Genomic DNA, 19,102 nt, shown 5'->3' on the forward strand with positions numbered 1-19,102 from the left:
GAGCTGTTTTTCATATGCGTAAACCTCTTTCCATGCTCAGTGTGCTAGCCCTCAGTGTCGGTATCGCCATGTCTGCGGCCCCTGCTCAGGCTGCACTGCCTTCCCTGTTAGGTTCAAATCAGGAGATGCCAAGCCTGGCGCCTGTTCTCGAACAGGTCACCCCGGCGGTGGTCAATATCTCGGTTTCTGGCAAAAAAATTACCCGTCAGCGTCTGCCGGAACAGTTCAAGTTCTTCTTCGGCCCCAACATGCCCGATGAACAGGTGAGCGAGCAGCCGTTCCAGGCGCTCGGCTCCGGTGTCATCGTCGATGCCAAGAAGGGTTACGTGATCACCAACGCCCACGTGGTGCACGAGGCGGACGAGATCAAGGTCAATCTGAAGGATGGTCGTGAGTACGCGGCCAAGAAGATCGGTGAAGACAAGCAGTCCGACATCGCTCTGCTGCAAATCAAGGCCGAGGATCTGGTACAGATCAAGTTTGCCGACTCCGACGAGCTGCGGGTAGGTGACTATGCGCTGGCCATCGGCAACCCGTTTGGTCTGGGCCAGACCGTCACATCCGGTATTGTCAGTGCGCTGGGTCGCAGCGGCCTCAACATCGAGAATCTGGAGAACTTCATCCAGACCGATGCGGCTATCAACTCCGGTAACTCCGGCGGTGCCCTGCTCAACCTGCGTGGCGAGCTGATCGGTATCAACACCGCGATTCTGGGCCCGAACGGCGGCAACATTGGCATCGGCTTTGCCATCCCTTCCAACATGGTGCGGGATCTGACCGAGCAGATCGTCAAGTACGGTGAAGTGCGTCGCGGCCAGCTGGGGATTACCGGCACCGAGCTCACCTCCGACATCGCCAAAACCTTCGGCTACAACAAGAAGGATGGTGCCTTCGTCAATCAGGTCATGCCTGATTCGGCGGCCGACAAGGCGGGCATCAAGGCAGGCGATATCATCGTTAGTATCGATGGCAAACCGGTTCGCTCCTTCGGCGAGCTGCGTGCCAAGATCGCTACCATGGGCGCTGGCAAGCAGGTCGAGCTGGGACTGATCCGCGATGGCAAGTCACAAACTGCCAAAGTGACCCTGAAGCAGGCCGATGACAGCGAAGTACGCGCCAGCGCGCTGCATCCGGCACTGGAAGGGGCCAAGCTGAGCACCACTACCGACCCGGTCTCCGGTGTCGCGGTGGCCGATATTGATCCTCGCTCTCCGGCAGCCGCTTCCGGCCTGCAGAAGGGTGACATCATCATCGGGGTCAACCGCCTGCGCATCAACACCCTGGGCGAGCTGACCAAGGCGCTCAAGAACAAACCTGACGTGCTGGCGCTCAACATCCAGCGCGGCGACTCCTCGCTCTATCTGGTGATCCGCTAACGCTCAAGTTGTTCGCCAACACCTCTATCACCCGCGGCCTTCACCGCGGGTGATTTTTATCCATCGATAGTGTTATTCTCTGCGCGCAGCCTGTACGGATGAGAATGACATGAAAATCCCCCCTTTAGTCAGTTACTTGGGCAAGTCTGTCGGTTTTGGATTGACCGTCGCAGCGCTGCTGTTGCTGCTGTTTCCCCATTTTCGCGGTGGTGCCCAACTGCCCGGCATCATCACCAATGCCCGTGAACTGAGTTTCTCCTATGCCGCCCATCGGGCAGGCCCTGCCGTCGTCAACATCTACACCCGCAGCTTTGCCCCCAATCAGGGCAATCAGGGGGAACTGCGCCCGCAAGGGCTGGGTTCTGGCGTCATCATGAATCAGCGCGGCTATGTACTGACCAACTACCACGTCATCGCCGATGCCGACCAGATCATCGTCGCGTTGCAGGATGGTCGGGTCTTCAGTGCCGAGCTGGTCGGAACCGATCAGCTCACCGACCTCGCCGTGCTCTATATCGAGTCAGACAACCTGCCGGTGATCCCGCAGGATCCCGAGCGACTGCCAGAAGTGGGGGATGTGGTGCTCGCCATCGGCAACCCTTACAACGTCGGCCAGACCATCACCCAGGGCATCATCAGTGCGACCGGCCGTACCGGCCTCTCCAGCATGGGACCCGACAGCAATGGCCGCCAGGATCTGCTGCAGACCGATGCCGCCATCAACGAGGGCAACTCGGGTGGCGCGCTGGTCAACGGCCGTGGCGATCTGGTGGGTATCAACACCGCCACCTATCACCTCAACGGCAATCAGGAGAGCTACGGCATCAGCTTCGCCATCCCCTACCGGCTGGCAAAACGGATCATGGATGAGCTGATCGCCAACGGCCGGGTGATCCGCGGCTACCTCGGGATCTCCAGTGTCGAGATCAACCCCATAGTCGCGCGGATGATGAACCTCGGCGACCTGCGTGGTCTGGTGGTGGAGAGTCTGGATCCCAACGGCCCGGCGGCCAAAGGCGGCCTGCAGCGAGGGGATGTGCTGCTCAAGATCAACGGAGAGGCCATCAGTGGCGTACGCAGCGCCATGGACAAGATTGTCGAGAGCCGCCCCGGCACCAAGCTGACCATCTCGGTATTCCGCTCCGGCAAGCCGCTGGAAGTGGTGGTCACTATAGAGGAAGACCTGCGCTATCAGCAGAGAACGGCCAGCTCGAGCGCAGCATCGGCCAGCTAGCGTCACTCCTTGTTATGAGAAGGGCGGGAAACCGCCCTTTTCCATATCTTTCCCCTCGGCTACGTCTCTTACCGTGAGATGACTCACAGTTTCCCGCAACGCTTGCCCTGCCCCCGCCCCCCGATTTGTGCGCTACCGATCACACAAAACAAGCTTCAATAAGCACTCTTTTTGCCTTTTTAGTATCCAAACGATCACTTCGGGGCCATTTCCTCAGGAATTTCCGCTTCGAATCGGAAAAACACTGCCTCCTCCACATCGACGCGCAGGCTTAGGGTAACGCCATACCTTCTGCCAGCCTTGGAGAGCAGACATTGCAAACAGAGACTCACGACCAGACCCTGACCCCGAACAGCCCGGAGTTGCTGCGCCAGACCGATCATATCCTCGCGCGCATTTATCCCCTGCTGGCCGAACAGGGCATCATCCCCAACGAGGTGCAACGGCAGATGCTGGCCTCCCACGTCAAAGCCATGGTGTGGCGCTCCCACAGTGGCGAGCCCCTGCCGGAGGTTGACCTCAGCCTGTTTGAAGAGATCTCCTCCCTCTCACTGCGTCTCGCCGAACAGGTCGTCAGCTGGCTGGATCAGCTTGCTTATGAGGAGGCTCACCTCTTGTCCGTCCATTTTGAAGTCGCCAAAGAAAACGAACTCAGCTCGGTGCAGAACCCGTAACTCAAGGAGAAATCGATATGACAGCCATCAAACTCGTGATTGGAGACCGTCTCGGCAAGGGTCAGAAAGTGGGTGCAGGCGCGGAAGCAGCCGGAGCCAACGTGACCATCATCCCAGGCATGGCCGCTGACATGAAGCTCGGCGACGTGATGAACAAGGAGCAGGCGGATCTCGGCATCTCCTTCTGCGGCAGCGGCGGCGCCGGGGCGATCACCGCCCAGACCAAATACGGCTACAAGTGCCGCTACGGCATGCGCTCTGTTGAAGAGGGCGTCACCGCCATCAACGAAGGGTGCGTGGTGCTGGGCTTCGGTTTCATGGACAAGGAAGAGCTGGGCCAGAAGCTGGTCGAAGCCTTCGCCAAGAAGCACGGACGCGCCTGATGAAAGAGAACTTCACCACCCAGGTCATCGTCAACGGCAAGGGGACGACCCGCCAGCAGGCGTTTGCCTCCGCCCTCAGCCAGGTGCAACCCACACTGCTCAAGGACAACCAGCAGGTACTGCTGCGCATTGAGCCGGTCGATGTACAGGTGCTCAAAGCCGAGGAGTCGGTCCGGGTGGAGAAGTTCCTGTTCTTCTTCCTGCCGCGCCAGCGCCGCGAATACCGCGTCCAGCTGGAGATCAAGGTTCAGGTCACCAGTCTGGATGTCACCAAGGTGACATTCACCCAGGTGTGATGCCTGCGCAGGCACAACCCCACAAGAAGGATACGTTGGATGTTTCTAATCATTTTTATCAAGTCACTCATCATTGGCGGCCTGGTTGGCGTCGGGGTGGGGGCCGGCGCGGCGCGGATGTTCCACGCCCCGACCGTACAGGGCATGGGAGCCTTCCGCACCCTGGGCGAACTTAACTCTTGCGAAGGGGACCCCGCTTCCCACTTCTCGTTTGGTCTGGGCTTCTTCTTCAACGCTTGGGCCTCCACCGTGGCGGCAGGCGCCTTCACCCAGGATGTGGATCACCGCATCATCCCGCACTGGGCCACGGCGGCACTGCTGTTCAAGAACCGGGATCTCGCCACCACCCTGCACGACCCGAAAAAGATGGCCATCGCTGGCGGCATCATAGGTGCCATCGTGGTCGCATTCCTCAACAGTACGGCTGCTGCCGTCCCGGCCGCCCTGCAGGTCACTGCGGTCAAGGTGCTGGTACCGGCAGCCAACCTGCTGGTCAACACCGTTATGCCGGTGATCTTCTGGCTGGCCGCCATCGAGGCGGGCAAGAAATCCGGTTTCTGGGCCACCATCTTCGGCGGTCTGGCCCAGCTCATCATGGGCAACGCGGTACCGGGTCTGGTGCTCGGCATCCTGATCGGCAAGGGTGTGGAAGAGAGCGGTTGGAACCATGTCACCAAGGTGATGATGGCAGCCATCGTCCTGCTGTTCGTGCTGAGCGGCTTCTTCCGCGGCTTCGACATGAAACTGATTGAATCCTTCCATATGGGTGTCCCCCTATGGCTGGAAAACGTCCATAACCTGCTGAGCGGCAAATAAGGGGTCACACCATGGATGAGAAACTGAAAAACAACTTCTGGTATGCCGACTGGTCATTCCCCATCTTCGTCGGCCTGCTCTCGGCCGGGGTCTTTGCCGGTACCCACATGTTCTATCTGTACGGGGTTGGTGCCTTCAACGAGGTAGCCTTCGTCGCCATGCTGAAAGCAGGAATGGACACGGGAGCCTACGGCGCGGTAGCCGCGTTTGGTGCCAGCTTCCTGTTCGCCCGCATCATCGAGGGATCCCTGGTGGGGATCCTGGATATCGGCGGTGCCATCCAGACCGGGGTCGGCCTCGGAGTGCCAGCCCTGCTGCTGGGAGCCGGCATCGTCTATCCGGTGGAGAACTTCGGCGCCTCGCTGGCAACCGGCATGGGGATTGGTCTGGCCATCGGCTACGTCATCATTCTGGCGCGCAAGTTCACCATCAACCAGAGCAACTCCACTTACGGTGCTGACGTGATGATGGGTGCTGGCAACAGCTCTGGCCGCTTCCTCGGCCCCCTCATCATCCTCTCTGCCATGGGCGCTTCCATCCCCATCGGTATCGGTTCCCTGCTGGGTGCCCTGCTGTTCTACGTGTGGGGCAAACCCATCACCGGCGGTGCCATCCTGGGAGCCATGCTGCTGGGTACCTTCTTCCCGGTCGCCCTTGTGTAAGTACCAGCCGCCCTGCGGGGCGGCTCGCCAGAGGTTCTCAGCATGTACGACATCATCATCAAAGCGGGGCGCCAGGGAGATGGCCAGCTCGTCGATATCGCCATCAGGGAGGGCAAAATCGCCGCCATCGGCTCCCTGCCGGAGACGGCAGCGGCGCGGCAGACCCTGGATCTCGGCGGCCGGGTGCATGTGAGCGCTGGCTGGATCGATGGCCACACCCACTGCTACCCCGCCTCCCCCATCTATCACGATGAACCAGACAAGGTGGGCGTAGAGTCCGGCGTCACCACCGTCATCGACGCCGGCAGCACCGGAGCCGACGATGTGGATGACTTCCAGCTGATCGCTGCGGGCTGCAAGACCCGGGTGCATGCCCTGCTCAACATCTCCCGCATCGGTCTGCTGCGCCAGAACGAGCTGGCGGATAGCCGGGACCTCGATATGGATCTCGCCTCGGCAGCCATTCGCCGCCACCCCGACTTTATCGTCGGTATCAAGGCGCGGATGAGCGGTAGCGTGGTCGGAGAAAACGGCCTGCAACCGCTGCGCATGGCCAAGGCGCTGCAACAGACCCACGGCCGGCTACCGCTGATGGTGCACGTGGGCAACACGCCGCCGGATCTGGACGAGATAGTTGCCCTGCTGGGGGATGGCGATCTGCTGACCCACTGCTTCAATGGCAAACCGAACCGCATTCTGACCCCGGCTGGCGAGCTGCGTCAGGCGGTGCGCGAGGCAATGAAACGGGGGCTCTTGCTCGACATCGGCCACGGCGGCGCCAGCTTCAGCTTCGAGGTGGCGGAGCTGGCTATCCGGCAGGGGATCCTGCCCCGCACCATCAGCTCCGACATCTACTGCAAGAACCGCATCAAGGGGCCGGCCTACAGTCTGGCTCACGTGATGTCGAAGTTTCTCGCCATCGGCATGACGCTGGAGCAGGTGCTCGCCTGTGTCACCCATCAAGCGGCCGATGCCCTGCGCCTATCCGGCAAGGGGCGGCTCGAGGTAGACGCCGATGCCGATCTGACCCTGTTCGAGGTCACCAGCGGCCCGACCCTGTTTATGGATACCGAAGCCCAGTCCCGCAGCGGTGACCAACAACTGCAGCCTCTCGCCGCCCTGGTCGGTGGCGAACTGGTTCTGACTCACTATGGGAAATCACACCATGCCTTCTGTTTATGAGAAATATCAGCTCAAACCTGTGATCAACGCCTCCGGGCGCATGACCATTCTCGGCGTCTCCACCCCCGAGCAGGAGGTGGTCGATGCGGTCAATTTTGGCCTGGGCCACTACTTCGAGGTCAAGGATCTGGTCAACAAGACCGGCGCCTATCTGGCTGGTTTACTGGATGTGGAAGATGCGGTGGTGGTCTCCTGCGCCAGTGCTGGCATCGCCCAGTCAGTCGCCGCCATGATAGTACGCGGCGATCCCTACCGCCTCGAGCACCTGCATGCCCATCCCCATGAGGTGCCGAGTGAAATCGTGCTGCCCAAGGGGCATAACATCAACTTCGGCGCCCCGGTCGGTACCATGGTCAATCTGGGTGGCGGCAAGGTAGTGGAAGCAGGTTACGCCAACGAGTGCTCCCCTTCCCAGCTGGCAGCAGCCATCAATGCCAACACAGCAGCCATCCTCTACATCAAATCCCACCACTGCGTGCAGAAGAGCATTCTGTCGGTGGCAGAGGCCGCCGAGGTGGCCAAGACCCACGGGCTCCCGCTCATCGTCGATGCGGCTGCCGAAGAGGATCTGCGCCTCTACTACAACCAGGGTGCGGACCTGGTCATCTACAGCGGCGCCAAGGCCATTGAAGGGCCCACCAGCGGGCTGGTGCTCGGCAAGCGTCAGTACGTGGAGTGGGTCAAGCAGCAGGCCAACGGCATCGGCCGCGCCATGAAGGTGGGTAAGGAAGGGATCCTCGGCCTGACCCACGCCATCGAGCGCTATCTGACCAAAGAGAAAGAGAGCGGCGCCGCCATGGTTGCCAAGATGAGCCCCTTCATCGAGCGCCTCAACCAGCTGCCCGGCGTCACCGCCAAGGTGGCATGGGACAGCGCAGGGCGCGACATCGCCCGCACCGATATCGCCTTCGACCACCAGCAGCTCGGCATGACTACAGTGCAGGTCGTCACCCGTCTGCAACAGGGCACGCCTGCCATCTACTGCCGCGGCTACAAGGCCAACGAGGGGCACATCGAGATCGATGTGCGCAGCGTCACCGTGCCCCAGCTCGACCAAATCCACACCGCCATTGCCAACCTCGTTCAGGAGAATCGCTGATGTCCCTTACCCCCAACTACTACCGTGATCGGGTCTGTCTCAACGTATTGGCTGGATCCAAGGAGAATGCCGTCGAGGTGTACGACGCAGCCGAAGGCCACGTGCTGGTCGGTGTGCTCTCCAAAAACTACCCGGATATTCCCTCCGCAGTTGCCGATATGAAGGAGTACGCCAAGCTTATCGACAACGCCCTCTCCATCGGACTGGGCGCCGGCGATCCACGCCAATCCGCCATGGTGGCCGAGCTGGCCTGCCAGCTGCAGCCCCAGCACGTCAATCAGGTGTTCACCGGTGTCGGCGCCAGCCGGGCGCTGCTCGGCCAATCACAAACGCTGGTGAATGGGCTGATCTCCCCTACCGGCATGCCGGGCATGGTAAAGATCTCCACCGGTCCACTCAGCGCCGGGCAGCCGGATGGCATAGTGCCCATCGATACCGCCATTGCCTTGCTCAAGGACATGGGCGGCAGCTCGGTCAAGTTCTTCCCCATGGGCGGGCTGGCCTGCCGCGACGAGTATCAGGCAGTGGCCGAGGCTTGTGCCCGCAACAACTTCTGGCTGGAGCCCACCGGTGGCATCGATCTGGAGAACTTCGAGGAGATAGTGCGGATTGCGCTGGACGCCGGAGTCGAGAAGGTGATCCCGCACGTCTACAGCTCCATCATCGACAGCGCGAGCGGGCACACTCGCCCCGAGGATGTTCGCACTCTGCTGGCCATAGTGAAACGACTGTTGGCCTGATGGCAGCCACGGGCGCCGGTTTAATCACTGACCGGTGCCTGGCTTGTTGATGACCCACTTGTTAACATCGACCCTTTATCTCGCAACAGGAGTCTTGCATACCCCCTATGATCAAGCTGCCACACCCCAGGCTCCATCAATTGCTGATCCAGCTCCATGCCGAACCACTGCCACAGGAGGAGCTGGCTCGCCGCCTCAATGTCTCCACCCGCACGGTGCGCACCGATGTGGCGACCCTCAACGAACTGATTGCCACACACGGCGCTCACCTGATCCACCAGCGTGGCAGCGGCTACCAGCTGAAAATCTACAATCAGGGACTGTTCGAGGCTCTGCTGGCGGCCCAGGGTCAGGATAGCGGCCTGCCACGCACCAGCCGGGAGCGGGTGCTGCACCTGCAGATCCTGCTATTGACGGCAGAGCAGGGGATCAAGCTCGATGAGCTGGCTGATACCTGGTATCTGAGCCGGGCGGCACTGCAGGGGGATATGGCGGAAGTCCGTGAGCAACTCAGCCACTTCAGGCTCAGCGTTGAGAGCAAACCCCGCCTGGGGATGCGCATTCAGGGGGAGGAGACGGCGATCCGGGCCTGCCTGACCCAGCTGCTCTATCAAGAGTTGCTGCACAACAACCAGTTGCAAACCCTGCTACCCAACCTCTGCCCCAGCAAGACGATGGAGGTAGTGGGCAATCACATCCATGCCCAGCTTGCCCGACATCAGCTGCGTCTCGCTGACGAGAGCCTGCAGCAGCTCGCCATCTACTGCGCCGTTGCCCTGCTGCGTCAGGCATCCGGTCACGAGTTGCGCCACTTCGCCAGCGAGGATCTGACTCTGCCGCTGCTGGCAGTATCTCGCGATATATATGCGGTATTGCCCACCCTGACGCCCCCCGTAGAGGACGAGATCGCCAGTCTCGCTATCCAAATCCAGGCGCGCCTGATTGCCGATACTCCCCAGCTCAGCCCAGCGATGGCCGCCGAGAGCGAACAGCTGGTGGAGCATCTGCTGACCTACATTCATCAACACTACCCTTACGACCTGCGAGACGACCAACAGCTGCGGGCCGACCTGCAAACCCATATCAGCGCCATGCTGCTACGGGTCAAATACCAGATTGGCAACCACAACCCGCTGGCCGATCACATCAAGCAGTACTACCCCCTCGCCTACGACATCACGCTGGCGGCCATTTCGGAGTGGATCAAGCAAACCCCCTACCGATTGACCCACCACGAGATCGGCTATCTGGTGATCCATATCGGGGTCGGGCTGGAGCGCCATTACGATATCGGCTATACCCGCCGCCCGCAGGCGCTATTGCTTTGCGATGCGGGCAACGCCACCTTCCGGGTGCTGGAAGCACGCATCAAGCGGGAGTATCCCCAGTTGCAGCTGACCACGCTGGAGTCAGTGCGGGATTACGAAGGTCTGGCGCAGATCGCACAGGACTTTGTCATCAGTACCGTCAAGGTGAACGAAAAAAACGCTCCCGTGGTACTCGTTGCCCCCTTCCCGACCCAATACCAGCTGGAGCAGCTTGGCAAGCTGGTGCTGATCGACCGCACCCGCCCCTACATGCTCGACAAATATTTCGATGCCGACCACTTCATGGTGGTCACAGAACCCCTTACCCAGGCCGAACTGTTTGCCCGCATCTGTGATCAGCTGGAGGCGGAAGATCTGGTGGAGAGCGGCTTCAGAGCCTCACTGCAGGAGCGGGAGCGGATCGTATCCACCATGTTGGGAGAAGGGATCGCCCTGCCCCACTCCCTCGGTCTGCTGGCACGCCGCACTCTGGTTTACACCGTGCTGGCCCCGCAGGGGATTGACTGGGGGAATGGTGAAATCGCGACGCTCATCTTCGTGCTGGCCATCAGCAAGGCCGACTACGAGGAGGCGATGGGTCTCTACGACCTGTTTCTGGCACTGATGAACGAAAAAGCCAGCAGGAATCTGCTGGCTTGTCGCGATTTTGCCAGCTTCAAAGCGCTGGCGCGTACCCGTTCATAACATAAAACGAGGAGTGACTACTCCTCGTTGAAGCCGGAGGTGAACAGCTCCACCACGGCAGCAAGGGCCTCCTCCTCTTCGGGGCCCTCTACCTGAACCTCTACCTGCCTGCCTTGAGCCGAATCGAGCATCAACAAGCCAATAATGCTGTCGGCATCAGCCTCCACACCATCTTCATTGCGCAGCAACACATGGGCATCGAAACCCTGCACCAGTTCGAACAGCATCATGGCCGGTCTGGCATGAATACCCAGCTTGTTTTTCACTTCAACCGAGGCGGAAACAGTCATCGGATCGTCCTATTGGTCCGTCAGGATTGGGGGGCACTCTTGTCGAGAGTGCGGTGGCGGATCTGCACGTTCTTGCCAAGCAAGCGGAAAGCACTCGCCAACCGCTCGGCGATAAAGACCGAGCGGTGCTGCCCACCGGTACAACCGATACCGACCGTCAGGTAGCTGCGATTATTGCGCTCCAGATGGGGCAACCAGGTCACCAGCATGTTTTCGATCTGCTGGGTAAACAGCATCACGTCAGCCTGCGCCGAGAGGTAGTTGGCAACCGGCTCATCCTTGCCGGTAAACGGCTTGAGTTCGGGAATCCAGTGTGGATTGGGCAGGAAGCGAGCATCGAACACGAAGTCGGCATCCTTGGGAATGCCATACTTGAAGCCGAACGACTCGAACACCAGCACCAGCTCATTCTCTTTCTTGCCGAGCACCCTGGTCTTGATGAGCTCGCTCAGGTCGTGAATGCTGAGGGTGGTGGTGTCGATGCGCAGGTCAGCGGTCGAGGAGAGTGGCGCCAGCAGGTGGGTCTCCTGACGTATTGCCTCATCCAGCGACAGCTTGTTGCGTGAGAGGGGGTGCAAGCGGCGGCTCTCGCCATAGCGCTTGAGCAGGGTGCCATTGTCAGCGTCGAAGAAAAAGCTGGAGAACTCTACCCGCCCCTCATTGCGCACCTGTGCCAACAGATTTTCCAGTTTCTCCGGATCGCTCGGCAGGTTGCGCACATCGATGCTGACCGCCAGCTTGTCGTACTGGCTCTCCACCGAGACAATAAGCTGGGGCAGCAGATTGACCGGCAGGTTGTCCACACAGTAGTAACCCAGATCTTCCAGCACTCGCAGGGCTACCGTTTTACCGGAGCCCGAACGTCCACTTACCACGATTAACTGCATCTTGTTCCCTCACGCCAAAGCGGGTGTCTCATCCTTGGCCTGCTGTCAGGCCGAGGTCATGATCTGATAGAGCTCTTCGTCGCTGGTTGCCTGACGCAACTGGCGGCAAACCGCCTTGTCACCCAGCTTGGAAGCCATCAGAGAAAGGGTCTTGAGATGCTGCTTGCACTCGCTTTCCGGCACCAGCAAGGCAAACAGCAGGTCAACCGGTTGATTGTCGATGGAGTCGAAAGGAATAGGGTCGGCAAAGGTCATCAGGATCGCGGTTGGCGGGAACTCATCGTCAATGCGACCGTGGGGGATCGCAATACCGGCACCGATCCCGGTACTACCCATTTTTTCGCGGGCCAGCAAGCATTCGAACAGCGCCTGACGGGAGGTGCCAAGGCGTTCGGCGGCCAGCTCGCTGATGATTTCGAGGGCGCGTTTCTTGCTGGTACAAGGGACTGCACTCTTGGTGCAGTCCCGACTCAGTATGTGTTCAAGTTGCATGGTTATTTTTTATTTAACTTATCTTTGTGCTTGATGATCTGCCTGTCCAGCTTGTCGAGCAAGGTGTCTATCGCAGCATACATATCGGCATGTTCAGAGTTGGCAAACACTTCGCCACCGCTGACGTGCAATTTGGCTTCCGCTATCTGGTTCAGTTTTTCCACGCTAAGCACCACATGAACATTGTTGATGTGGTCGAAGTGACGCTCGAGTTTGGCAAATTTGTTATTCACATAATCACGCAGAGCTTCGGTGATCTCGACATGGTGTCCGGTCAGGTTAATTTGCATAACATCATCCTTTTGTTTGCCTAAACCAGGCGTTTGCGCTGATTGGAAGGTGGGATAAACAAGGATTCGCGATACTTAGCGATCGTGCGTCTCGCCACCATAATACCCTGTTCGGCCAGCAAATCCGCGATCTTGCTATCACTTAACGGCTTGGCAGGATTCTCTGCCGTGACCAGCTTCTTGATGAGCGCGCGAATTGCGGTCGATGAGCACTCTCCTCCTCCTTCGGTGTTCACATGGCTGGAGAAAAAAAACTTCAATTCGAAGATACCACGGGGGGTATGCATGTACTTCTGGGTCGTCACCCGGGAGATGGTCGACTCATGCATCTCTACCGCTTCGGCGATGTCATTGAGCACCATCGGCTTCATCGCCTCTTCACCATACTCGAAAAAGCCCTGTTGCTGCTCGACAATGCAACTGGCCACTTTCAGCAGGGTGTCATTGCGACTTTCCAGGCTCTTGATGAACCACTTGGCTTCCTGCAAATGGGAGCGAATAAACTGGGTGTCGGTGCTGCTTCGGGCGTTGCGGGCCATGGCGGCATAGGTCTCGTTGACCCGGATGCGGGGGGCGGAGTCGGGATTGAGCTCGACCACCCACTTGCTGCCCTTCTTGACCACGGAGACGTCGGGGATCACATACTGGGAGTCGCTCTGGATGATGCCGTTACCGGGACGCGGCTCCAGCAGCTGGATCAGATCCAGCACCTCCTTGAGGTCGCTCTCTTTGAGTTTTGTCTTGCGGGCGAGGGTGCGGTAATCCCGGTTGCCGAGCAGCTCCATGTGCTCGAGGATCACCTCCTTGGCCTCGTTGAGCCAGGGGGTCTGTGGGTCATACTGATCCAGCTGGATCAGCAAACACTCCTGCACAGAGCGGGCAGCAATGCCGACCGGATCGAAGTGCTGCACCCGCTTGAGTACCGCCTCGACCTCATCGAGTTCCACCTCTACGTCATCGCTGGTGACGGCAGCCTGAATATCCTCCAGCGCAACGGTCAGATAACCGGATTCGTCGATGGCATCGATGATGGCGAGCGCGATGGCGGCATCCACATCGCTGAACGGTGTGAGCCGCATCTGCCACAGCAGATAATCCTGCAGGTTTTCGGTGGTTTCACCCTGATAGACGCTATCTTCCCCATCGTGGATGGGGCCCGCGCTCTGGGCGGTGCCGGCAGAGTAAACCTCGTCCCAGGTGGTATCCACCGGCAACTCGTCCGGCATCTGCTCCTGAGCCATGGCATCGCTGGAATCCAGCTGGCTGGCATCGACCGGCGCTTCCGGACTGGTCTCTTGCGCCTCGCTCTCTTCCTGCTCCAGCAGAGGGTTGTTTTCGAGCGCTTGCTGAATTTCCTGCTGAAGTTCCAGAGTGGAGAGCTGGAGCAGACGAATCGCTTGTTGTAATTGCGGCGTCATGGTCAGGGACTGACCGAGACGCAACTGTAATGTCGGCTTCATCTACGTCGGGATATCCTTATGTTCAGCGAGGCACTCGTCAAAGGAAATGAAGGCATGCCCCCTTACTATAGACTGAATTGATCGCCCAAATAGACGCGCTTGACCTGCTCATCGGCAAGGATGTCAGCCGGTGCACCTTCGGCAATCATCTTGCCGTGGCTGACGATATAGGCCTTCTCACATACGTCCAGAGTCTCTCTGACGTTGTGGTCGGTAATCAAGACGCCAAGGCCTCTATCTTTCAGATGCTGAATGATCTTCTTGATGTCTATCACAGAAATCGGGTCAACCCCTGCAAAGGGTTCATCCAGCAGAATAAAACGCGGCTCGGCCGCCAGCGCACGGGCGATCTCGACCCGACGGCGCTCACCGCCGGAGAGGCTCTGCCCCAGGTTGTCGCGAATGTGGGTGATGTTGAACTCTTCCAGCAGTTGCTGAACCTTGTCCTCACGCTCCTCACGGCTCAACCCCTTGCGGGTCTGCATCACTCCCATCAGGTTGTCGAATACCGACAGGCGACGGAAGATGGAGGCCTCCTGCGGCAGGTAACCGATGCCGTTACGCGCCCGCACATGCATGGGCTGCAGGCTGATGTCCTGATCGTCGATGGTGATGAGACCGGCATCGCGCTGCACCAGCCCCACGATCATGTAGAAGGAGGTGGTCTTGCCCGCCCCGTTGGGGCCGAGCAGGCCGACAATCTGGCCAGTGCCCACTTCAAGACTGACGTCACTCACCACCATGCGGCGCTTGTAGCTCTTCTGCAGGCCCACTGCTTTCAACACTGCCATGGCTTATTTTCCCTGCTTCTTCTGGTCGGCGGGCTTGTCGAAATTCTCTACCTGATCAGGCAGGAATACGGTTTTGACCCGCTGGCTCGGGCTCTTGCTCTCGGCAATCATCTTCTGTTTGACGATGTCGTAGCGGATCAGATCGCCATTGACCTGGCTATCTTCCTGCTTGAGCTGACCGTTGCCGGTGATGGTCACCAGCCGGTTCTTCAGCTCGTAGCGGATAGTGTTGCCGTGGGCATTGACCGGCTTGCCGTTATCCAGGATCTGGAAGAAGGTGGCGGGTTTGCCGTAGGCAGTCATCACCTCGGCCCCTTTCTCGCCGGAACGGGTCACAACCACCTTGTCAGCCTTGATCCGGATGGTGCCCTGATTGATGGTCACATCCTCTTCGAAGGTGATGCGGTTGTCCTGCATCTCGGCCACCTGTTTGACGGCATCGACGTAAACCTTCTCGGCAAAGTCGGACTCTTTGGCGGTCACCGCACCACACAACAACAGGGCTGCGAGGGCCAGATTAGCGTTTTTCATTGAAATAGATGGCATGGCCTTGATCCAGTAACTCAAAATATTTGCGGTCCAGATGGCCCTTGAGGCCAACCCCTTGGGTCTGGAAATCCCGACCCAGAATGTTCACTTCCCGGTTGCTGCGCACATCCTGTGTCACCAAATCCAGCTCCAGATAGGGAGTATCCAGTGTGGAAATGAAAGAGGTGGGCAGCAGACCATCCAGATGCACCTTGTCCCGCAGGATGACGTTGTCGCCGGTGTTGAGCACGCCGGTTTCGGCGGTCACCTTCCACTCGGCGGCCCCCTGATCGCCATACATGTAGACCACCGGCTTATCGAAGGTGGCCTGCTCGAGGATTTGATAATACTCGGCGTAGGTCGACTCCAACCGCTCGGTGCGCTTGCCGTTGATATCAAAACGGGTGGTCACCAGATCTTTGGCGACAAAATCCGGCTGATAGTTTTCGATTTTGACGGCGCTCTCAGGCACCAGCTCAACCTTGCCCAACTGCCAGGCAACCAGTGCGACCAGAAACAGCAGGGCAAACAACAGGGTCTGTCTGCTCATACCGAGGCCTCGGGCTGATAATCGTCGTGGCCCTGCGCCTGCAAAATGAGGTCACACACCTCGCGCACCGCGCCCATGCCACCGCCAAGCCGGGTCACCATATCGGCACGACTCAGCACCAGCGGATGGGCATCGGCCACCGCGATACCCAGGCCGCAAGCGGCCATCACCGGCAGATCGATGGTGTCATCGCCCATATAGGCGGCCTGTTCAGCAGTCAGCCCCAGCTTGGCCAGCAGCGCTTCGAAGTGAGGCAGCTTTTTATCAGCCCCCTGCACCACATGAGCCACCCCCAGGCTTTTCATCCGATCGCTAACGATACGGGAGTTGCGCCCGGTGATGATGGCGATCTCGATCCCGGCATTGAGCAGTGCTCGCATGCCCGCACCATCGCGGGTGCAGAAGGTTTTCAGCTCTTCGCCGTTGTTTCCCATGTAGATGAGGCCGTTGGAGAGCACCCCGTCCACATCGCACACCAGCAGGCGGATTTGCGCCGCCTTCTCAAACTGGCTGCGCGTCACCGGACCATAGAGGGTCGGTACGTTTTGCATCAAATTACTCCGGCTTTCAGCAGGTCGTGCATATTGAAGGCGCCGAGCGGGCGTTTCTCTTCATCCACGACCAGTAATCCGTTGATTTTTCTCGTTTCCATCAGCTTAACGGCTTCCGCAGCCATCATCTCTGGGCCTACGGTAACACAGTTGGCCGTCATTACGCGGCTGATGGGGGTGTGATGGATATCGATCTGCTGGTCGAGAATGCGGCGCAAATCGCCATCGGTAAAGAGCCCGGCCAGCAGGCCATTGCCATCGACCACCGCCGTCATACCGAGCCCCTTGCGGCTCACTTCCAGCAGCGCCTGGCTGATGGTGGCATCTATCCCCACCCGGGGCAACAGATCGCCACTGTGCATCAGGTCGCCAACCCGCAGCAACAGACGCTTGCCAAGGGAACCGCCAGGGTGAGAGAGGGCGAAGTCATCGGCGGTAAAACCGCGCGCTTCCAGCAGGGCGACCGCCAGGGCATCGCCCATGACTAAGGTTGCCGTGGTGCTGGAAGTGGGTGCCAGACCCAACGGGCAGGCCTCTTTCTCCACCTTGATGCACAGATGCACGTTGGCCTCTTTGGCCATGGTGGAGGCGGGATTACCGGTCATGCAGATGAGCGGAATGCCGCGGCGCTTGAGTACCGGCAGCAGGGCCAGGATTTCATCGCTCTCACCGGAGTTGGAGATGGCGATGATAAGGTCGCCACTGGAGATCATCCCCAGATCGCCGTGACTCGCTTCTCCCGGGTGAAGGAAGAAGGCCGGTGTGCCTGTGCTGGCGAGGGTGGCGGCGATCTTGCTGCCGATATGGCCCGATTTGCCCATGCCGGTGACCACTATCTTGCCACCACAGCGCAGCACCATTTCGCACGCCTTGTCGAAGGCGTCGTTCAGATACTGATAGAGTCCATCAATGGCTTGCTTTTCTGTGTCCAGCACCGCGCGGGCACTGCGACGAAAATCGAACAGTTCAGACACTTTCTCAGGCTTTACAGACATAAAGACACAGCTCCGGGCCGAAATTAGCTGCGGGATTATAAAAAAGTCTGCCCGGATAAGCGAATCGGATGGCAAGTCCCGCTCTCGATGACGCACTTTGTTACAGAAAACTGTCGTGCAAATGGGCTTGCAGCCTGTTCAATAGTTGTTCCTTGCTGTTGCTTAGACCTAGACTACCCCATAAAATTCGCACCTCATTTACACCGGATGGACAATTGTTTGAACAATGACCTGATCACCATCTCCGATCTGACCTTCAGTCACGGAGATCGGCTGTTGTATGACGGGATCAACCTGACCATTCCTCGTGGCAAGGTAACCGCCGTCATGGGCCCGAGCGGCATCGGTAAAACCACCCTGCTGCGGCTGATCGGTGGCCAGCTCAAGCCGGAGTCCGGTCACATTCTGTTTGACGGGGAAGATATCCCCACCCTCTCCCGTTCGCGCCTCTATGAAGTGCGCAAGCGGATGAGCATGCTGTTCCAGAGTGGCGCCCTGTTTACCGGCATGACGGTCTACGACAACGTGGCCTTCCCGCTGCGGGAGCACTCCGGCCTGCCGGAGGAGCTGATCCACACCATCGTCATGATGAAGCTGCAAGCGGTGGGCTTGCGCGGCGCGGCGAAACTGATGCCCTCCGAGCTCTCCGGCGGCATGGCGCGCCGGGCGGCGCTGGCTAGGGCCATCGCCCTTGACCCCGACCTCATCATGTATGACGAGCCGTTTGTCGGGCAGGATCCCATCACCATGGCGGTGCTGGTCAAGCTGATCAAGGAGCTGAACGATGCCCTCGATATCACCTCCGTCATCGTCACCCACGATGTAAAAGAGGTGCTGAGCATCGCCGATTACGCCTACATCATTGCCAATCGCAAGGTGGTGGCGCACGGTACGCCGGATCAGCTGCGCGAGGAGCACAATCCCGAAGTCGAGCAGTTCCTCAAAGGATTGCCCGATGGTCCTGTTCCGTTTCATTTTCCGGCAGGCGATCTGCTACAGGATCTCTGATGTTGATAAGTCAAATAAGCAAGCTGGGGCGGGTCGGAGTGCGGTTTATCAGCTCCGTCGGTCGCGCCACCATCATGTTGTTCCATGCGCTGGCGGGCAAACCCGAGCCGCGCAAGCACTTCCCGCTGCTTGTCCAGCAGTTGTATGTGGTGGGCGTACAGTCGGTGGCCATCATTCTGGTCTCCGGCCTGTTCATCGGCATGGTGCTCTCGCTGCAGGGTTACAACGTATTGAAGGATTTCGGCGCCGAGCAGAGCCTGGGGCCGCTGGTCTCCCTCTCCCTGCTGCGGGAGCTGGGTCCTGTGGTCACGGCGCTGCTGTTTGCCGGCCGTGCCGGTTCGGCCCTGACCGCTGAAATCGGCCTGATGAAGGCCACCGAGCAACTTTCAAGCCTAGAGATGATGGCGGTCGACCCACTGCGCCGGGTGGTTGCCCCCCGCTTCTGGGCTGGCGTCATCAGCATGCCGCTGCTGGCCTTTATGTTCAGCCTGATCGGTATCTTCGGCGGCAAGCTGGTCGGTGTGGACTGGCTCGGCGTGGACGAAGGGGGCTTCTGGTCTGCCATGCAGGCCTCCGTCGACTGGCATGAAGACATCATGCAGGGCGCCATCAAGAGCCTGATTTTCGCCCTGGTGGTCACCTGGATTGCGCTCTTTAACGGCTATGATGCCAAGCCGACCTCGGCCGGGATCAGTCAGGCCACGACCCGAACTGTGGTCCACTCATCCCTCGCCGTGCTCGGCCTGGATTTTATACTCACTGCAGTCATGTTTGGATAAGGTAAAG

Annotated in this window: 23 protein-coding genes; 13 read left to right on the forward strand and 10 right to left on the reverse strand. The window is 59.3% G+C overall.

The features are described from left to right. The first annotated feature begins 14 nt into the window (after positions 1–14). From I6L46_RS15215 to I6L46_RS15265, 11 genes are all read left to right on the forward strand, one after another. The gene (locus I6L46_RS15215; RefSeq protein ID WP_005336295.1) at positions 15–1,376 is read left to right on the forward strand and encodes a Do family serine endopeptidase; all 1,362 of its coding nucleotides are present in this window, start codon (positions 15–17) and stop codon (positions 1,374–1,376) included. 109 nt (positions 1,377–1,485) lie between these two features. Further along, positions 1,486–2,610 carry an outer membrane-stress sensor serine endopeptidase DegS gene (gene degS / locus I6L46_RS15220; RefSeq protein ID WP_005336297.1) on the forward strand — a complete coding sequence of 375 codons (1,125 nt, stop codon included), beginning with the start codon at positions 1,486–1,488 and terminating at the stop codon, positions 2,608–2,610. 314 nt (positions 2,611–2,924) lie between these two features. Then, entirely contained in the window at positions 2,925–3,284 is a 360-nt protein-coding gene (locus tag I6L46_RS15225) for a transcriptional regulator (RefSeq protein WP_058058621.1), read from the forward strand. Between the two features lie 17 nt (positions 3,285–3,301). Further along, positions 3,302–3,667 (forward strand): SFCGS family glycine-rich protein, encoded by a 366-nt coding sequence (locus I6L46_RS15230; protein ID WP_005355141.1) that lies wholly within the window; start codon positions 3,302–3,304, stop codon positions 3,665–3,667. After that, positions 3,667–3,963 carry a DUF4312 family protein gene (locus I6L46_RS15235; protein ID WP_043821888.1) on the forward strand — a complete coding sequence of 99 codons (297 nt, stop codon included), beginning with the start codon at positions 3,667–3,669 and terminating at the stop codon, positions 3,961–3,963. Before I6L46_RS15230 ends, I6L46_RS15235 begins: the two co-directional genes overlap by 1 nt. A 39-nt stretch (positions 3,964–4,002) precedes the next feature. Beyond that, complete coding sequence (locus I6L46_RS15240; protein ID WP_005341754.1) at positions 4,003–4,779, forward strand: DUF4311 domain-containing protein; 777 nt, start codon at positions 4,003–4,005, stop codon at positions 4,777–4,779. Between the two features lie 11 nt (positions 4,780–4,790). Beyond that, positions 4,791–5,441 (forward strand): DUF4310 family protein, encoded by a 651-nt coding sequence (locus tag I6L46_RS15245; protein WP_005355144.1) that lies wholly within the window; start codon positions 4,791–4,793, stop codon positions 5,439–5,441. Positions 5,442–5,483: 42 nt separating this feature from the next. Next, positions 5,484–6,623, forward strand: a complete 1,140-nt coding sequence (locus I6L46_RS15250) for an amidohydrolase/deacetylase family metallohydrolase (RefSeq protein ID WP_216976205.1) — start codon at positions 5,484–5,486, stop codon at positions 6,621–6,623. Next, on the forward strand, positions 6,607–7,722 hold the full coding sequence (locus tag I6L46_RS15255) for a DgaE family pyridoxal phosphate-dependent ammonia lyase (RefSeq protein ID WP_216976207.1): 1,116 nt from the start codon (positions 6,607–6,609) through the stop codon (positions 7,720–7,722). Before I6L46_RS15250 ends, I6L46_RS15255 begins: the two co-directional genes overlap by 17 nt. Continuing rightward, positions 7,722–8,462: a KDGP aldolase family protein gene (locus tag I6L46_RS15260; RefSeq protein ID WP_042079669.1), complete on the forward strand. Its 741-nt coding sequence runs from the start codon at positions 7,722–7,724 to the stop codon at positions 8,460–8,462. Before I6L46_RS15255 ends, I6L46_RS15260 begins: the two co-directional genes overlap by 1 nt. Before the next feature lie 107 nt (positions 8,463–8,569). Then, positions 8,570–10,474, forward strand: coding sequence for a transcription antiterminator (locus I6L46_RS15265; protein WP_216976209.1), 1,905 nt, complete (start codon positions 8,570–8,572; stop codon positions 10,472–10,474). Between the two features lie 17 nt (positions 10,475–10,491). Here I6L46_RS15265 and npr read toward each other — a convergent pair whose 3' ends face one another. From npr to I6L46_RS15315, 10 genes are all read right to left on the reverse strand, one after another. Then, positions 10,492–10,764: a PTS phosphocarrier protein NPr gene (gene npr / locus I6L46_RS15270; RefSeq protein ID WP_042024530.1), complete on the reverse strand. Its 273-nt coding sequence runs from the start codon at positions 10,762–10,764 to the stop codon at positions 10,492–10,494. A 20-nt stretch (positions 10,765–10,784) separates the two neighbouring features. Then, entirely contained in the window at positions 10,785–11,651 is an 867-nt protein-coding gene (gene rapZ, locus I6L46_RS15275; RefSeq protein ID WP_124928328.1) for an RNase adapter RapZ, read from the reverse strand. Positions 11,652–11,696: 45 nt separating this feature from the next. Next, positions 11,697–12,143 carry a PTS IIA-like nitrogen regulatory protein PtsN gene (gene ptsN / locus I6L46_RS15280; protein WP_005336322.1) on the reverse strand — a complete coding sequence of 149 codons (447 nt, stop codon included), beginning with the start codon at positions 12,141–12,143 and terminating at the stop codon, positions 11,697–11,699. Between the two features lie 2 nt (positions 12,144–12,145). Next, positions 12,146–12,433 carry a ribosome hibernation promoting factor gene (gene hpf / locus I6L46_RS15285; RefSeq protein ID WP_005336323.1) on the reverse strand — a complete coding sequence of 96 codons (288 nt, stop codon included), beginning with the start codon at positions 12,431–12,433 and terminating at the stop codon, positions 12,146–12,148. A 20-nt stretch (positions 12,434–12,453) separates the two neighbouring features. Continuing rightward, positions 12,454–13,893 (reverse strand): RNA polymerase factor sigma-54, encoded by a 1,440-nt coding sequence (locus I6L46_RS15290; protein ID WP_005336331.1) that lies wholly within the window; start codon positions 13,891–13,893, stop codon positions 12,454–12,456. Positions 13,894–13,958: 65 nt separating this feature from the next. After that, complete coding sequence (gene lptB, locus I6L46_RS15295) at positions 13,959–14,684, reverse strand: LPS export ABC transporter ATP-binding protein (RefSeq protein ID WP_005336333.1); 726 nt, start codon at positions 14,682–14,684, stop codon at positions 13,959–13,961. A gap of 3 nt (positions 14,685–14,687) precedes the next feature. Next, the gene (gene lptA / locus I6L46_RS15300; RefSeq protein ID WP_040068817.1) at positions 14,688–15,215 is read right to left on the reverse strand and encodes a lipopolysaccharide transport periplasmic protein LptA; all 528 of its coding nucleotides are present in this window, start codon (positions 15,213–15,215) and stop codon (positions 14,688–14,690) included. Beyond that, the gene (lptC, locus tag I6L46_RS15305) at positions 15,202–15,762 is read right to left on the reverse strand and encodes an LPS export ABC transporter periplasmic protein LptC (protein ID WP_120416082.1); all 561 of its coding nucleotides are present in this window, start codon (positions 15,760–15,762) and stop codon (positions 15,202–15,204) included. Before lptC ends, lptA begins: the two co-directional genes overlap by 14 nt. Next, the gene (gene kdsC / locus I6L46_RS15310) at positions 15,759–16,313 is read right to left on the reverse strand and encodes a 3-deoxy-manno-octulosonate-8-phosphatase KdsC (RefSeq protein WP_101530526.1); all 555 of its coding nucleotides are present in this window, start codon (positions 16,311–16,313) and stop codon (positions 15,759–15,761) included. Before kdsC ends, lptC begins: the two co-directional genes overlap by 4 nt. Beyond that, complete coding sequence (locus I6L46_RS15315; RefSeq protein ID WP_005336342.1) at positions 16,313–17,308, reverse strand: KpsF/GutQ family sugar-phosphate isomerase; 996 nt, start codon at positions 17,306–17,308, stop codon at positions 16,313–16,315. Before I6L46_RS15315 ends, kdsC begins: the two co-directional genes overlap by 1 nt. Positions 17,309–17,515: 207 nt before the next feature. Here I6L46_RS15315 and mlaF point away from each other — a divergent pair, with 207 nt between their 5' ends. Continuing rightward, positions 17,516–18,316 carry a phospholipid ABC transporter ATP-binding protein MlaF gene (mlaF, locus tag I6L46_RS15320; protein WP_216976211.1) on the forward strand — a complete coding sequence of 267 codons (801 nt, stop codon included), beginning with the start codon at positions 17,516–17,518 and terminating at the stop codon, positions 18,314–18,316. Next, complete coding sequence (mlaE, locus tag I6L46_RS15325) at positions 18,316–19,095, forward strand: lipid asymmetry maintenance ABC transporter permease subunit MlaE (RefSeq protein WP_005336345.1); 780 nt, start codon at positions 18,316–18,318, stop codon at positions 19,093–19,095. The genes mlaF and mlaE overlap by 1 nt, the downstream gene beginning before the upstream one ends. Positions 19,096–19,102 lie beyond the last annotated feature (7 nt).

This window comes from Aeromonas sp. FDAARGOS 1416, from assembly GCF_019048085.1.
Classification (GTDB): domain Bacteria; phylum Pseudomonadota; class Gammaproteobacteria; order Enterobacterales; family Aeromonadaceae; genus Aeromonas; species Aeromonas veronii.

Coding starts and splice junctions, on each gene's coding strand:
- I6L46_RS15215 (WP_005336295.1), top strand. CDS start 15: ATGCGTAAACCTCTTTCCATGCTCAGTGTGCTAGCCCTCAGTGTCGGT.
- degS (WP_005336297.1), top strand. CDS start 1,486: ATGAAAATCCCCCCTTTAGTCAGTTACTTGGGCAAGTCTGTCGGTTTT.
- I6L46_RS15230 (WP_005355141.1), top strand. CDS start 3,302: ATGACAGCCATCAAACTCGTGATTGGAGACCGTCTCGGCAAGGGTCAG.
- I6L46_RS15235 (WP_043821888.1), top strand. CDS start 3,667: ATGAAAGAGAACTTCACCACCCAGGTCATCGTCAACGGCAAGGGGACG.
- I6L46_RS15240 (WP_005341754.1), top strand. CDS start 4,003: ATGTTTCTAATCATTTTTATCAAGTCACTCATCATTGGCGGCCTGGTT.
- I6L46_RS15245 (WP_005355144.1), top strand. CDS start 4,791: ATGGATGAGAAACTGAAAAACAACTTCTGGTATGCCGACTGGTCATTC.
- I6L46_RS15250 (WP_216976205.1), top strand. CDS start 5,484: ATGTACGACATCATCATCAAAGCGGGGCGCCAGGGAGATGGCCAGCTC.
- I6L46_RS15255 (WP_216976207.1), top strand. CDS start 6,607: ATGCCTTCTGTTTATGAGAAATATCAGCTCAAACCTGTGATCAACGCC.
- I6L46_RS15260 (WP_042079669.1), top strand. CDS start 7,722: ATGTCCCTTACCCCCAACTACTACCGTGATCGGGTCTGTCTCAACGTA.
- I6L46_RS15265 (WP_216976209.1), top strand. CDS start 8,570: ATGATCAAGCTGCCACACCCCAGGCTCCATCAATTGCTGATCCAGCTC.
- npr (WP_042024530.1), bottom strand. CDS start 10,764: ATGACTGTTTCCGCCTCGGTTGAAGTGAAAAACAAGCTGGGTATTCAT.
- rapZ (WP_124928328.1), bottom strand. CDS start 11,651: ATGCAGTTAATCGTGGTAAGTGGACGTTCGGGCTCCGGTAAAACGGTA.
- ptsN (WP_005336322.1), bottom strand. CDS start 12,143: ATGCAACTTGAACACATACTGAGTCGGGACTGCACCAAGAGTGCAGTC.
- hpf (WP_005336323.1), bottom strand. CDS start 12,433: ATGCAAATTAACCTGACCGGACACCATGTCGAGATCACCGAAGCTCTG.
- I6L46_RS15290 (WP_005336331.1), bottom strand. CDS start 13,893: ATGAAGCCGACATTACAGTTGCGTCTCGGTCAGTCCCTGACCATGACG.
- lptB (WP_005336333.1), bottom strand. CDS start 14,684: ATGGCAGTGTTGAAAGCAGTGGGCCTGCAGAAGAGCTACAAGCGCCGC.
- lptA (WP_040068817.1), bottom strand. CDS start 15,215: ATGAAAAACGCTAATCTGGCCCTCGCAGCCCTGTTGTTGTGTGGTGCG.
- lptC (WP_120416082.1), bottom strand. CDS start 15,762: ATGAGCAGACAGACCCTGTTGTTTGCCCTGCTGTTTCTGGTCGCACTG.
- kdsC (WP_101530526.1), bottom strand. CDS start 16,313: ATGCAAAACGTACCGACCCTCTATGGTCCGGTGACGCGCAGCCAGTTT.
- I6L46_RS15315 (WP_005336342.1), bottom strand. CDS start 17,308: ATGTCTGTAAAGCCTGAGAAAGTGTCTGAACTGTTCGATTTTCGTCGC.
- mlaF (WP_216976211.1), top strand. CDS start 17,516: ATGGACAATTGTTTGAACAATGACCTGATCACCATCTCCGATCTGACC.
- mlaE (WP_005336345.1), top strand. CDS start 18,316: ATGTTGATAAGTCAAATAAGCAAGCTGGGGCGGGTCGGAGTGCGGTTT.